Annotated in this window: 15 protein-coding genes; 11 read left to right on the top strand and 4 right to left on the bottom strand. The window is 39.2% G+C overall.

The genetic code is table 11. The annotated features are described in order from the left end of the window. Window positions 1-27: 27 nt before the first annotated feature. From hflX to glnA, 4 genes are all read left to right on the top strand, one after another. On the top strand, window positions 28-1287 hold the full coding sequence (gene hflX, locus LC455_RS03810) for a GTPase HflX (protein WP_223588310.1): 1260 nt from the start codon (window positions 28-30) through the stop codon (window positions 1285-1287). A gap of 14 nt (window positions 1288-1301) precedes the next feature. Continuing rightward, a complete protein-coding gene (locus LC455_RS03805; protein ID WP_223588308.1) occupies window positions 1302-2573 on the top strand; it encodes a methionine gamma-lyase family protein in 1272 nt (423 codons plus the stop codon). Window positions 2574-3209: 636 nt separating this feature from the next. Then, window positions 3210-3584 carry a MerR family transcriptional regulator gene (locus LC455_RS03800; RefSeq protein ID WP_223588707.1) on the top strand — a complete coding sequence of 125 codons (375 nt, stop codon included), beginning with the start codon at window positions 3210-3212 and terminating at the stop codon, window positions 3582-3584. 34 nt (window positions 3585-3618) lie between these two features. Continuing rightward, window positions 3619-4953, top strand: a complete 1335-nt coding sequence (gene glnA / locus LC455_RS03795) for a type I glutamate--ammonia ligase (protein ID WP_223588306.1) — start codon at window positions 3619-3621, stop codon at window positions 4951-4953. A gap of 309 nt (window positions 4954-5262) precedes the next feature. On the opposite strand, the gene LC455_RS03790 is transcribed toward glnA, so the two are convergent. Together LC455_RS03790 and lexA are read right to left on the bottom strand one after the other, a co-directional pair. Then, complete coding sequence (locus tag LC455_RS03790; RefSeq protein WP_223588305.1) at window positions 5263-5550, bottom strand: DUF4257 domain-containing protein; 288 nt, start codon at window positions 5548-5550, stop codon at window positions 5263-5265. Window positions 5551-5757: 207 nt separating this feature from the next. Continuing rightward, window positions 5758-6381, bottom strand: a complete 624-nt coding sequence (lexA, locus tag LC455_RS03785; protein WP_223588303.1) for a transcriptional repressor LexA — start codon at window positions 6379-6381, stop codon at window positions 5758-5760. 159 nt (window positions 6382-6540) lie between these two features. Here lexA and yneA point away from each other — a divergent pair, with 159 nt between their 5' ends. The 7 genes from yneA to LC455_RS03750 all read left to right on the top strand — a co-directional run bounded on the left by yneA (window position 6541) and on the right by LC455_RS03750 (window position 12717). Further along, window positions 6541-6864, top strand: coding sequence for a cell division suppressor protein YneA (yneA, locus tag LC455_RS03780; RefSeq protein WP_223588301.1), 324 nt, complete (start codon window positions 6541-6543; stop codon window positions 6862-6864). A gap of 5 nt (window positions 6865-6869) precedes the next feature. Then, complete coding sequence (locus LC455_RS03775; protein WP_223588299.1) at window positions 6870-7517, top strand: YneB family resolvase-like protein; 648 nt, start codon at window positions 6870-6872, stop codon at window positions 7515-7517. A gap of 81 nt (window positions 7518-7598) precedes the next feature. Next, the gene (locus LC455_RS03770; protein ID WP_223588297.1) at window positions 7599-7829 is read left to right on the top strand and encodes a DUF896 domain-containing protein; all 231 of its coding nucleotides are present in this window, start codon (window positions 7599-7601) and stop codon (window positions 7827-7829) included. A 156-nt stretch (window positions 7830-7985) separates the two neighbouring features. Continuing rightward, window positions 7986-9992: a transketolase gene (tkt, locus tag LC455_RS03765; protein WP_223588295.1), complete on the top strand. Its 2007-nt coding sequence runs from the start codon at window positions 7986-7988 to the stop codon at window positions 9990-9992. Window positions 9993-10243: 251 nt separating this feature from the next. Further along, window positions 10244-10684, top strand: coding sequence for a sporulation inhibitor of replication protein SirA (gene sirA / locus LC455_RS03760; protein WP_223588293.1), 441 nt, complete (start codon window positions 10244-10246; stop codon window positions 10682-10684). A 76-nt stretch (window positions 10685-10760) separates the two neighbouring features. Further along, window positions 10761-10973 carry a YneF family protein gene (locus tag LC455_RS03755; protein ID WP_223588292.1) on the top strand — a complete coding sequence of 71 codons (213 nt, stop codon included), beginning with the start codon at window positions 10761-10763 and terminating at the stop codon, window positions 10971-10973. A gap of 412 nt (window positions 10974-11385) precedes the next feature. Further along, complete coding sequence (locus LC455_RS03750; RefSeq protein ID WP_223588290.1) at window positions 11386-12717, top strand: Ig-like domain-containing protein; 1332 nt, start codon at window positions 11386-11388, stop codon at window positions 12715-12717. A gap of 99 nt (window positions 12718-12816) precedes the next feature. Here the strand turns inward: LC455_RS03750 and LC455_RS03745 are convergent, their stop codons facing one another. Both LC455_RS03745 and LC455_RS03740 read right to left on the bottom strand, forming a co-directional pair. Beyond that, on the bottom strand, window positions 12817-13305 hold the full coding sequence (locus LC455_RS03745; RefSeq protein WP_223588289.1) for an SRPBCC domain-containing protein: 489 nt from the start codon (window positions 13303-13305) through the stop codon (window positions 12817-12819). Window positions 13306-13324: 19 nt separating this feature from the next. Next, window positions 13325-13663 carry an ArsR/SmtB family transcription factor gene (locus LC455_RS03740; protein WP_223588288.1) on the bottom strand — a complete coding sequence of 113 codons (339 nt, stop codon included), beginning with the start codon at window positions 13661-13663 and terminating at the stop codon, window positions 13325-13327. Window positions 13664-13851 lie beyond the last annotated feature (188 nt).

The raw sequence follows: 13851 nt of genomic DNA, 5'->3' as shown, positions 1-13851 counted from the left end.
AGCTTTTTGTGAAGGGAAGGATGTTGATTGGAACAAAAAGATACGAAAGAAAAAGCAATTCTGATCGGCTGTCAAACGATAGCTTATGATGATTTGCGTTTTCAATATTCGATGGAAGAGTTAGCCTCATTAACAGAAACCGCGCAGGGTGAAGTATTAGTGTCTGTAGTGCAAAAAAGAGATCGTCTTCACTCGGCAACCTATATCGGCAAGGGAAAGGTGGAAGAAATTGTCGCTTTAGTGGAAGAGCTTGAAGCTGATATCGTTATCTTCAATGATGAGCTATCTCCGAGTCAAAAGCGGAATCTTGCCTCTGAAATCGATGCCAGAATTATCGACCGGACACAGCTTATTTTAGACATTTTTGCTCAAAGAGCACGATCCAAAGAAGGAAAACTACAAGTCGAGCTTGCGCAGCTTCAATACATACTTCCCCGTTTAGCAGGACAGGGAATCGCATTATCAAGGCTGGGGGCAGGTATCGGAACAAGAGGGCCAGGAGAAACCAAATTAGAATCCGACCGCCGTCACATCCGCCGCCGAATCGATGATATTAAAACCCAGCTCGCTGTCATCGTCCAGCACCGGGAACGATATCGGGAACGAAGAAAGAAAAATAAAGCTTTTCAAGTAGCGATTGTCGGTTACACCAATGCTGGCAAATCAACGTTGTTTAACCGTCTGTCTGAAGCGGAGTCTTATGAGGAAAATCAATTGTTTGCCACACTTGACCCAATGACCCGGAAATTAATTTTACCAAGCGGGTTTTTAGCCTTAATTACCGATACAGTTGGATTTATTCAGGATTTGCCTACAGCTCTAATCGCTGCATTTCGCTCGACACTTGAAGAAGTAAAAGAAGCAGATTTGCTTCTCCATGTTGTGGATATGTCGAATGCGGATTATTTTCAACACGAAAAAACAGTTAATAAACTGCTCGAGGATCTGGATGTAAAAGATATCCCGCAATTAACGGTTTATAATAAGAAGGATATCCAGCATCCTGATTTTGTTCCGACTGCCGACACACCGACGGCTTTTATTAGTGCATTTAATGAAGAAGACCGCCATGCCCTCAAGGTGAAAATGGAAAAGACCATCATCGAAATGATGGATTCTTATGAGGTAAAGGTACCTTCAACAGAAGGAAAACTTCTTTCACAACTAAAAAATGAGACGATTTTAAAAGAATTGTCCTTTGAGGAAGAAGACCAGTTGTATCGATGCAAGGGCTACACATTAAAAGACCATCAAATAACAGGGCAGTTACAGAAATATAAAATGTAGATAGGGGTTACACCATGTTTCAACAGTTAATGAATGGGGAAAAGCTTCAGCCGCTTGTTCAAAAAGTGGAACAGCAAATCGCTGGGGTACACAAAGAAATCGACGAAAGAGCGGAAACCAATCAATTTCGCGTTTTAAAAAGCTATCAAAAACACAGAGTAAGTGACTCGCATTTTATCCCTTCAACCGGATATGGGTACGATGATATTGGCAGAGATACGTTGGAATCCATTTACGCGGATGTGTTTGGCGGTGAAGCAGGTCTTGTCCGTCCGCAAATCATTTCTGGAACCCATGCGATATCGATTGCGTTATTTGGCGTCCTTCGCCCAGGTGATGAACTTCTCTATATCACGGGTAAACCCTATGATACGCTTGAAGAAATCGTAGGGATTCGCGGGAATGGTGTCGGTTCCTTAAAGGAATTTGGCATTTCCTATAATAGTGTTTCCTTGACCAATGAGGGCGGAATTGATTGGGATGAAGTGGCCAAGAAAATCAAACCGAACACAAAAATGATTGGTATTCAGCGCTCGAAGGGTTATGCTACCCGTCCATCGTTCACGGTTCCTGAGATCGGTGAAATGATCTCGTTTGTAAAGGAAATCAAGCAGGACGTTGTGGTATTTGTAGATAACTGTTACGGAGAATTCGTTGAGGAAATAGAGCCATGTCATGTCGGAGCTGATTTGATAGCAGGTTCCCTTATTAAAAATCCTGGCGGCGGCATCGTGAAAACGGGAGGATACATAGTTGGCAAGAAGAAGTGGGTCGAGGCATGCTCTTACCGGATGACTTCCCCTGGGATTGGAGCCGAAGCAGGGGCTTCTCTTTATAGCCTGCAGGAAATGTATCAAGGGTTCTTTCTAGCACCGCACGTTGTAGCTCAAGCACTAAAAGGAGCTGTTTTTACAGCTGCCACGCTTGAAAAATTGGGAATGAATTCATCGCCGAAGTGGGATGTGAAGCGGACAGATTTGATTCAATCGGTCCAATTTGATGACCGCGATAAAATGGTCGCCTTTTGCCAGGCTATCCAATTTGCCTCCCCGATTAATTCATACGTCACCGCACATCCAAGCTACATGCCTGGGTATGAAGACGACGTCATTATGGCGGCGGGAACCTTCATACAGGGAGCAAGCATTGAACTGACCGCAGATGGCCCAATCAGACCGCCATATGTAGCTTATGTCCAGGGCGGTTTAACCTATGCCCATGTAAAAATGGCAGTTTGTCTGGCAATTGATCAATTAATTGAAAAAGGATTAATTGAAGTGAAGTAGGAAAATATACAAGAAAGCAGTTCCATGAGTCAAGCCTAAGTAAGAACCAAGCTGGTAATTAGGAGAGGCTCCTAATGCCTTTTTGGGAGGAAAACCCCTCAAGTCGGTAATTAGGAGAGGCTCCTAATGCCTTTTTGGGCAGAAAAAACCTCAAGTCGGTAATTAGGAGAGGCTTCTAATGCATTTTTGGGCAGAAAAAACCTCAAGCCGGTAATTAAGAGAGGCTCCTAATGCTTTTTTGGGCGGAAAAAACCTCAAGCCGGTAATTAGGAGAGGCTCCTAATGCCCTTAAGAGCGTTAAAAATATCAGACTGGTAATTAGGAGAAGTTCTTAATGTCCTTTAGCGAGAAAAAACTCCCAGGGCGGTAATTAGGAGAGGTTCCTAATGCCCGTAAGCGCGGAAAAATCATCAAAACGGTAATTATGCGAAGATAATAATGCCCGTCCTTAAACCCAATAAATCAAAGTATTTGAAATTAAAACTGTTCCGCAGACGTAACTATAATAATAATTCAAAAATCATGTTAGATTTCCTTACATAAGATTGACATATTATCTAACGTCAAATATAATGACAATATGATAGATAGTAAGGGAGGAGAAATTTGGTGAGTGGAAAGGAAATTCGCCGTTCCATGCCGTTGTTTCCCATCGGAACTGTCATGCAGTTAACTGAGTTGACAGCAAGGCAAATCCGTTATTATGAAGAACACCAATTGATTTCTCCAGCAAGAACTGAGGGGAATAGACGGCTATTTAGCTTGAATGATATTGCTAGGCTTTTAGAAGTGAAAGATTTAATTGATCAAGGAGTCAATATGGCAGGAATCAAACAGCTTTTCTTGGTCAAACAAGAACAAGCCAATGTCCTTGAGCAGCATGCTGAAAAGGCAAAACGCGAGTTAACAGATGATCAGTTAAGAAAATTGCTGCGAAACGAATTGATTCATTCTAATAGATTAAATCGTTCCTCACTTCGTCAAGGTGATATGTCACGCTTTTTCCATTAAAATTTTTTTATGAAAAAATTAGGGGGATTGAAAAATGCCAAAGTATTCAAGAGAAGATATTCAACGTCTTGCTAAAGAAGAAAATGTTAAATTTATTCGTCTACAATTCACTGACATTCTAGGAACAATTAAAAACGTTGAGATTCCTATTAGCCAATTAGAAAAAGCACTTGATAACAAAATGATGTTCGACGGATCTTCAATCGAAGGATTTGTTCGTATTGAAGAGTCTGACATGTATCTATATCCAGATTTAAGCACTTGGGTAGTATTCCCTTGGACAGCTGAAAAAGGAAAAGTTGCCCGTTTAATCTGTGATATCTACACTCCAGAAGGAAAACCTTTTGAAGGTGACCCGCGTAACAACTTAAGAAGAGTGTTAAAGGAAATGGAAGACCTTGGTTTCACTAACTTTAACCTTGGACCTGAGCCAGAATTCTTCTTATTTAAATTAGACCAAAAAGGTGAGCCAACACTAGAATTGAACGACCAAGGCGGTTACTTTGACCTTGCTCCAACAGATTTAGGGGAAAACTGCCGTCGCGATATCGTTCTTGAACTAGAAGAAATGGGCTTCGAGATTGAAGCTTCCCACCACGAAGTGGCACCTGGTCAGCACGAAATCGATTTCAAATATGCAGATGCCTTAACAGCATGTGACCAAATCCAAACATTCAAGCTTGTTGTTAAAACAATCGCTCGTAAGCACGGCTTACACGCAACATTCATGCCAAAGCCATTATTCGGTGTTAACGGATCAGGTATGCACTGCAACCTTTCTTTATTCAAAGATGGCAAAAATGCATTCTATGAGCCAACTGGCGATCTTGAAATGAGCGACACTGCACGTCAATTCATCGCAGGTATCCTAAAGCACGCTCCTAACTTTACAGCGGTTACTAACCCAACTGTAAACTCTTATAAGCGTCTAGTTCCTGGCTATGAAGCACCTTGTTATGTTGCATGGTCTGCTAGAAACCGTTCACCATTAATCCGTATCCCGGCTTCCCGCGGACTAAGCACTCGTGTTGAAGTACGTAGCGTAGACCCAGCTGCTAACCCATACCTTGCTATGGCTGTTCTATTAAAAGCGGGTCTTGACGGAATTAAGAACAACTTAACTCCTCCAGCACCAGTAGACCGCAACATTTATGTCATGAGCAGGGAAGAAAGATTAGAGGAAGGCATCATCGATCTGCCTGCAACTCTTGCTCAAGCATTAGACCAATTAAAGTCAGACGAAGTAATCGTAGCTGGTCTTGGCGAGCACATCTTAGAACACTTTGTAGAAGCAAAAGAGATCGAATGGGATATGTTCCGTACCGTCGTTCACCAATGGGAACGCGATCAGTATATGTCAATGTATTAAGATTGGAAAGTCTTGTCGCTTTTATAGCGTCAAGACTTTTTTATTTATTAAAAAAGAAGCCTTCGTACGGAAACCGACTTCAATTACCTTGGAGGCACAGATTATTGGATTTTGGTCAATGAATTGCCATTTCATTTACCGTTGAAGCTCTTTTTCATGTACATTGGGCAATGAATGGCTCTTTCATTTACCGAAGAATACATTTTCATGCAAGTCCGTCAATGAACTGTCCAAACTGAAAATAAACAAGACCTTCTCTAAACAAAAAACCAGCATCTTATCATTCAGATGCTGGTTTATAATCCAATTTTACTTCTCTTCACTATTCTGTTTAATCAGTTTAAAACCCGAAAGTGCAGCATCACCTGCAATCCCGGCAACAAGTGAAAAAATAATATTCTCAACATAAGAATTTGGAGCTGTATACAAAACGAGGAGAAGGGCTGCAACTGCACCTAGAAGCATTTCTTCTAGAAAACCGAGATAAAGGAATTTTTTTGTTTTCCGAGGCATAATAATTTTACCATGCTTACGAACATGTCCAATAATCCCAACCGTCCCACCAATCACTAAAGAGAAAATAATGTCAATGAACACTTCTTTCTCACTCTCCTTAAGCCTGGATTTTTTTGACCTAAGGTAAATCTTGGTGTATTACCATTATACTAAACTTGGAAACTCTTGAGCATGGGAAAAAATACTGAATTTTCCAAATTTGTGCATCATGTAAATTATTTATCGAAAATTTTCCCAACAATTATTTCAGTGAAAAAAAGGGCCGGCAAGTGAAATGCCGACTCTTTTTTAATGAATATGTCTATATACTCCGATAACTTTTCCAAGAATAGAAACATTTCGTAAAATGATAGGATCCATAGATGAATTTTCCGGCTGTAGACGGATGAAATCTTTTTCTTTAAAAAATCTCTTACACGTAGCTTCATCATCTTCTGTCATCGCTACAACAATATCCCCATTATTCGCTGTTTGCTGCTGTTTGACGATGACATAGTCTCCATCAAGAATTCCAGCCTCTATCATACTTTCACCCATGATTTCTAGCATAAATACGTGTTCATCAGCAGGTGCAAGTCTTTCTGGAAGTGGAAAATATTCTTCCACGTTTTCAATGGCAGTAATAGGTAATCCCGCTGTTACCTTACCAACCACTGGAACATTGACAACATTGTTTCTTGGGATATGAGCAAGCTCATCTACTTCCAAAATCTCAATTGCTCTAGGTTTTGTTGGATCCCGTCTAATAAGACCTTTACTTTCTAATCTAGCTAAATGGCCATGTACAGTGGAACTGGATGCAAGTCCAACCGCTTCGCCAATTTCACGTACGGATGGAGGATAGCCCTTGCTCTTAACCTCACCTTTTATGAAATCCAGGATATCCTGCTGCCGCTTTGATATTTTTACCATGATAAAATGCACCTCGCCTGGTTAATGTTGTCTTAATTATATCATGTTCGCTCTTTTTATACAAACATAAGTTCGAATTTTTGGTTGACAACAAACAAATGTTCGAATTATAATAAATCTATCAAAAGCGAACATATATTCTAATTAGAGGTGTTAATCATGAAAAAGATTTGGAACCAATACTCATTTGCTATTATTCTAATGTTTATAAGCTGTTCATTTGCCTTAATCTTATCTATTCAGTCAAATGCCAATGAAAAGGATAAATTTATAAAAGTAACTGTCTCTGAAGGAGATTCACTTTGGGAGCTATCCGACCAATATGCCGGCCAGCACTCACTATCCAATAAAGAGTTTGTCAGCTGGGTGAAAAAGCACAATAAAAATGTGGACGATCAAATTTTCCCCGGCGATAAAATTATGATCCCAGTCAGCAATGAAGCTCCAGATACAACACAATTTGCAAGTGCCATTGAGGAATAAATGGTATGAATGCAATCATCTACTGCCGGGTTAGCACAAATAAAGAAACGCAGGAAACCTCATTACAGCGTCAGGAAGAAGAACTTATACAACTTGCAAAACAGCATCATTTTGAAGTTGATTCAATAATCAAAGAACAGGCAAGCGGCTATGACTTTGAAAGAGATGGGATCCTTCATGTTTTGGAACGGATAAAGGATAAAAATGTACAAGCCCTTCTAATTCAAGACGAAACACGTCTTGGAAGGGGGAACGCCAAAATTGCACTCTTGCACTGTATCTTAAAAGAGGGAATTAAACTTTATAGCATTTCTCATAATGGTGAATTACAGCTTTCAGAGTCGGATTCTATGGTATTGAAAATTGTTAGTATGGTGGAAGAGTATCAAAGAAAGCTTCATAATGTAAAAATTAAGCGTGGAATGAGAAGGGCTGTTGAACAGGGCTATAACCCCCAAAAAAATTTAAAAAACCTTGGAGAAGCTTCAGGCCGAGAAAAAATTGAAGTTCCAGTTGAGGAAATTATAAGATTAAGAAAGAACAATTTAACTTTTCATGAAATAGCCGCTGTTTTAAGAGGATTTGGGTATAATATTTCCAAAGCCACGGTTCATCGTAGATACCAGGAATATATGGAATCACAAGATGAGTAGACCTTTTGCCTTGTCAGAAGGTCTATTTTTTAGTAAAATCAGTTGCTATGTACACAGTTTTTTATGAAAGTTGGTGTTTAAATGCTGTCCAAAGAGAAAATGGCAAGAATCAATGAGCTTGCGAGGAAAGCGAAAACAACCGGATTAACGGAATTAGAAGCAAAAGAGCAATCCAAACTTAGAAGTGAGTATCTAGCAACTTTTCGTTCCAATATGCTTGAAACGTTAACCAATACAAAGTTCGTTGATCCATTAGGAAACGATGTCACACCAGAAAAACTTAAAGAAAGAAAGAAAAATAATCTTCATTAATTCAAGGAATACTATTTTTTGTATTCCTTTTTTATATGGATCAAAATAAGAAACAAAACGAAAATTAATTTCATTTATTAAGTTTATTGGTTGAATTAATTTCGGTAGCAATATAATATTAAGATGTATTCAAGTGATGCAGAAAGGATGTAATTCATGTTTAATACTATTGATGATTTATCCGTTACTTCCATTCGTACTCTGTCTATAGATGCGATTGAGAAAGCAAATTCAGGTCATCCGGGAATGCCGATGGGTGCTGCCCCTATGACCTATACATTGTGGACTCGTTTCATGAACCATAATCCGAAGAATCCACATTGGTTTAACCGCGATCGTTTTGTATTATCTGCAGGCCACGGTTCTGCATTGTTATACAGCATGCTTCATTTATCCGGTTACAACTTATCTATGGAAGATTTAAAGCAATTCCGTCAATGGGGAAGTAAAACTCCTGGACACCCAGAATATGGCCACACTGAAGGTGTTGAAGCAACGACTGGTCCGCTTGGTCAAGGTATCGCAATGGCAGTCGGTATGGCCATGGCAGAACGTCACGTAGCAAGTGTTTACAATAAAGACAATTTTGAACTTGTGAATCATTATACATACAGCATCTGTGGTGACGGAGATTTAATGGAAGGAGTTTCTGCCGAGGCTGCTTCTCTTGCAGGTCACTTGAAATTAGGACGTTTAGTTGTACTTTATGATTCAAATGATATTTCACTTGATGGTGACTTAGATAAATCATTCTCTGAAAGTGTAAAAGACCGCTTCTTATCTTATGGCTGGCAGTATGTACGTGTAGAAGATGGCAACAATCTTGAAGAAATCGCAAAGGCGCTAGAAGAAGCAAGAAGCGACCTTGACCGCCCTACTATGATTGAAGTTCGAACTGTAATCGGTTATGGTTCACCAAACCGTGCCGGTACTTCTGGCGTTCATGGATCACCACTAGGTGCTGATGAGTTAAAATTGACTAAGGAAGCATACAAGTGGACATTTGAAGAAGATTTCCATGTGCCACAGGAAGTATATGATAACTTCCAAAAGCTAATTGTGGAAACAGGTGAGAAAAAGGAAAAAGAATGGAATGACCTTTTCGTACAATATAAGAATGAATATCCAGAATTGGCTAGTCAACTTGAGCAGGCATTAAATCAAGAACTACCTGCAGGCTGGGATAAGGACATTCCAGTTTATAGTGAAGGCAAAGCCCTTGCAAGCCGAGCTTCCTCTGGTGAAGTTTTAAATGCAATTGCCAAAAACCTGCCTACTTTTATTGGTGGATCTGCTGACCTTGCCGGTTCCAACAAAACGATGATCAAGGGAACAAAAGATTATATGCCAGGTTCTTACGATGGCCGTAATTTCTGGTTTGGTGTTCGTGAATTCGCAATGGGTGCTGCATTGAATGGTATCGCTCTTCATGGCGGTGTACAAGTATTTGGAGGTACTTTCTTCGTATTCTCTGATTACCTACGTCCAGCCATTCGTCTAGCGGCATTAATGGGCTTGCCTGTCACATATGTATTTACTCATGACAGTATTGCGGTTGGGGAAGATGGACCAACACACGAGCCAATCGAACAGCTTGCTGCACTACGTGCTATGCCAGGCTTGTCAATCATTCGTCCTGCAGATGGAAATGAAACTGCTGCAGCATGGAAGCTAGCTGTTGAATCTAAAAACACTCCTACAGCACTTGTTTTAACACGTCAAGATCTACCAACATTAAAGGGTACGGACACTAACGCATACGAGGGCGTTTCAAAAGGTGCTTATGTAGTTTCTCCATCAGAAAGAGAAACTCCAGATGCATTATTACTTGCAACAGGTTCTGAAGTAAGCCTTGCAGTTGAAGCCCAAAAAGCTTTAGCAGGTGAAGGTGTTCACGTTTCTGTTGTAAGCATGCCATCATGGGATCGTTTTGAAAAGCAAACCCAAGAATATAAGGACTCCGTACTTCCTAAGAATGTGAAAAAACGTCTTGGTATCGAAGTAGGTGCATCTTTCGGCTGGCACAAATACACTGGTGATGAAGGCGATGTATTAGCAATCGACAAATTCGGAGCATCTGCACCTGGTGAAAAGATTATGGAAGAATACGGCTTCACAGTGAGTAACGTAGTTGCCCGCGTGAAAGCACTTTTGCATAAATAAAATATTTTATTAGAAGAGGACGGATTAATCCGTTCTCTTTTTTTGTATCAGAAATCACAATATTACTTTTTACAAAAATTTGAACTTTTTAAAATTAAAAAGGAAAGTTAAAAATATTACCGAATTCATAAAATTGGTAAGGAAACTCTCAATCGACAAAAATAGTGAAAGTTTTTGCCACCGTAAGACAAATGTTTTGTTTCTGATTTTTTATAATAGATAAAAGGGTTGACAGCGAAGGAGAGGTTTGTGTGAGAAAATATCAACTATATTTAATAGAAGATGAATTTGCCGCCCATTACTTCGGAAGAGAGAGGCTGTTTTATCAGCTTTTTCAGGAACATCAACATGCTAAAGGTGAGCTTCAATTTATAACGAAAAAACAAATTGACTATATAACCAAAAAAGTGGAGGTATTAAAAATCCACAATTTGATTCAAAAGCAGCTGGGGAGAATTAAAGGATTTAGAGCCGATCATGGTGCATACTATATTGAATTAAGTGGAAAACTAAGTACGGCAAAATTAGAAGTTTTTCAAGATTTAATAACAGTCGAGGCGCAAGGAAGCTATGAGGCAGAGACAGCTTATTTCGAAGTGCTTCGAAAATGTGAATCTTCCTTTTTGGCGATTGACCTTGAACATCAACGCTTTGGCTGGTTAAAGCCGATTAAGGAAAGAAAATTAATCTAATTGCAAGAGGATATTGTTTTATGCCGTTTTATTTAGTACACTGTAGTATGGTAGACAACATGAAGGAGGAAGTTTTATGATGTACGTTCTAGTTGGTATACTAGCATTAGTTGCTGGTGTAGCACTAGGATTTTTCATTGCTCGCCGATATATGATGAGCTATTTAAAGAAAAATCCGCCAATCAATGAGCAAATGCTTAAAATGATGATGATGCAAATGGGTATGAAGCCTTCTCAGAAGAAGATCAACCAAATGATGGCTGCAATGAACAAGCAGCAATCTAAATAAAACCCACTCGTATCAACGGTTTGAACATAATTTATAAGCAAATATAGGACAAGTTTTTGTACAACATTTTGTTGTTGAGTGAATTTTTCATCATAAATTTGTATTATTTTTGCTTAATCTTCATCAAACTAATCCGAAACCATCTTTTCTGTTGGTAGCTTATCCAATGGAGGGTGGTTTTTTGTGTTATTGGAAGATGTCATAATTGAGTGAGTGCATAAATCACTGTGAGGTAAGAAATGTTACACATAAGACAATTTAGAACTAAGAGTGACTCGGGTAGGGCCAATCATATTTTTATAAAAGTAGGATAAATGTCATAAAATGGGATAAAATGTTGAGAGAAATTTCCATTATTTTTGGTATATAGTGCTATAATTTCCTAGTAAATACAAAAAAGGGAGCTAATAGCATGAAATTTAAAAGGTTAGGGAGTTTAGTAGCTTTATCAGCGGGAATTATGTTGCTAGGGGGAATTAATGCAAAGGCTGAATCACCTTATGATTCTTTTAAGGGGGAACTTGATAAAGAAAAAGCCCAAAGTCATGTTGTACAAGGCTTTAACAATTCTAAGCTTGATAGAATGTTAGATTCACAACAGACTAAGGGATTATTTAAATCTCAAAAATCGGATATATCAAAAGCTCAAAAATTTTCCAAGGGGTATTCAACTCAAGAACTGACAGGAAATTATCTAAGCGAAGTTGAGCCAAATGATTTCGTTGATGAAGCTGACTATCTACCAAGAGGAGATATAATGTTAGGTACGTTTTACCATGATATGGACCTTGACACTTATGCAATAGAGCTTCCGCAAAATGGTACAATTGGGATCATTGGAGCAATGCCTACGGATTCACTATCTGATATTGGATTTGTTCTAACAGATGAATACGACAATATTATTGATTCTGAAGCAGCACAATTTGATGATCACCAAATGATAGCAGGGTATAATCTGCCAGCAGGAGTGTATTTTATTCGTGCCCTAAATATAGGGGAATTTGTAACAGATGATGCATATGCTATTGCTTGGGATTACATAGATCAACTGCCATCTCAAGATGTCACTCCTCCATCAGCACCACAAGTTGATCGTATTGATGACAATGATACGATTTTGACAGGAACAGCAGAATCAAACTCTACAATTGAAGTATCGACTATTGGAACAGTAATTAGCAGTGCTGTTACTGGTACAGATGGTAAATTTGGTGTTTATCTCCCTAGTGCTTATCCAGTTGGAACAGTATTTAATGTTACTGCAACAGACCAAGCAGGAAATGCAAGTACAGTAACCACTGTTCGTGTTGTTAGTTCTGTCCTTAATGGTTGGTTTGTAGAGGGGGGCAAATCTTATCATTATACAAATGGAGTAAAAGATAAGGGTTGGTATTTGGATAATGGTAGATGGTTCTTCCTTGATAAACAAACTGGCGAGAAGAGAACGGGATGGGTTTTGGATGGTGGTAAATGGTATTTCCTAGATAGTGTTGGAGTGATGAAAACAGGATGGGTTTACACGGGTGGTCAGTGGTACTATCTAAACACTAATGGTTCTATGAAAACAGGATGGCTGAAAGATGGTGGAAGTTGGTATTACTTAAAATCATCCGGTGCGATGGCAACTGGCTGGGTTCAAGTCGGTACAAAGTGGTACTATTTATATAGCAATGGCAAAATGGCCTACAGTACCTGGATTGGTAAGTATAGATTGGGATCAGATGGTGCTTGGATTAAGTAGGTTAATTCAAAACATTTATGGAGAGTGGCTGGAAATGGCCACTCTTTTTATTAGTTAAACACCGGTGGTCGGTGTTTTTGCTGTGGAAATTTTAACGGTTTATATCTTTGGTAGGTATTCATCTAATTGATAAAAGGTTCCGGTATATCCTTCTTGAGCCATCTCTTTTGAATCCTCGAAGGTTTTAATCTCATCCGCTGTCGGGGATACGGGAACCACAGTCATTGTAAGGTTTGTTTTTCCTTCATCCTCGGTTAGCGTAATGGTATTCAGGGTTTCCATAGGCCAATTTGCGTCAAAGGGTGCACGTACAATGTTACCTTCTTCATCAGAAAAGAAACTAGTGTAAACAATTTTCTCTGGTGCAATAATTTCACTGTATACAAATTTAACCCACATTACGTTGCCGTCTGCAGGTTTCTGGCTGTAGTGAAAGACACCGCCCGGACGGAAATCTGATTTAGAAACCTCGAATGTCCAACCTTTTGGCCCCCACCAGTTCTTTAGATGTTCTGATTCAGTTAATGCCTTAAACACAAGTTCACGTGGAGCATTGAAAGTATGTGTGATTTTGATTTGAGTGGACATGGTGATTCCTCCAATAATTTTAGTTTTCATTCTCTTTATTTTCTCTCTTTTGTAGATCTTGCAAATAACGATCCAAGTTGTCGAATTTTTCTTCCCAAATGTCGCGGTATTTTTTCAGCCATAAATCTAAGGCTTTAAAGGGCTCTGACCTCAGATTGTAGATTCGACGATTCGCTTCTACGGAAAACTCCACCATTCCTGCTTTATACAATACACGGAGATGTTTAGATGCTTGAGGCTGGCGAATATGAAGATGGTCTGCTATTTCCCCCACTGTTAAAGGGCCCAAACGAAGTAATTCAACAATCTGTAACCTATTAGGCTCTGCAAGAGCGCTTAAGATTGTCGTATAATCCATCCCTTATTTTCCCAACTCCTTTAAAACAATATTCTTTCTTAATATACCCAAAGTAGAATATTCCTGTCAAGGAATACTTCAGGCAAGTCTAGATCACAAACATTACAGACTTTACTTTGGCTAACGGACTTTTGTGAAATTTGATAAGCAAAAAAATGCACACACAAAATACTAGTCTTATAAATTAA

The organism is Neobacillus bataviensis (assembly GCF_019969725.1).
Note: the sequence above shows the minus strand (reverse complement) of the source record. Positions and strands in the feature narration are given on the sequence as shown.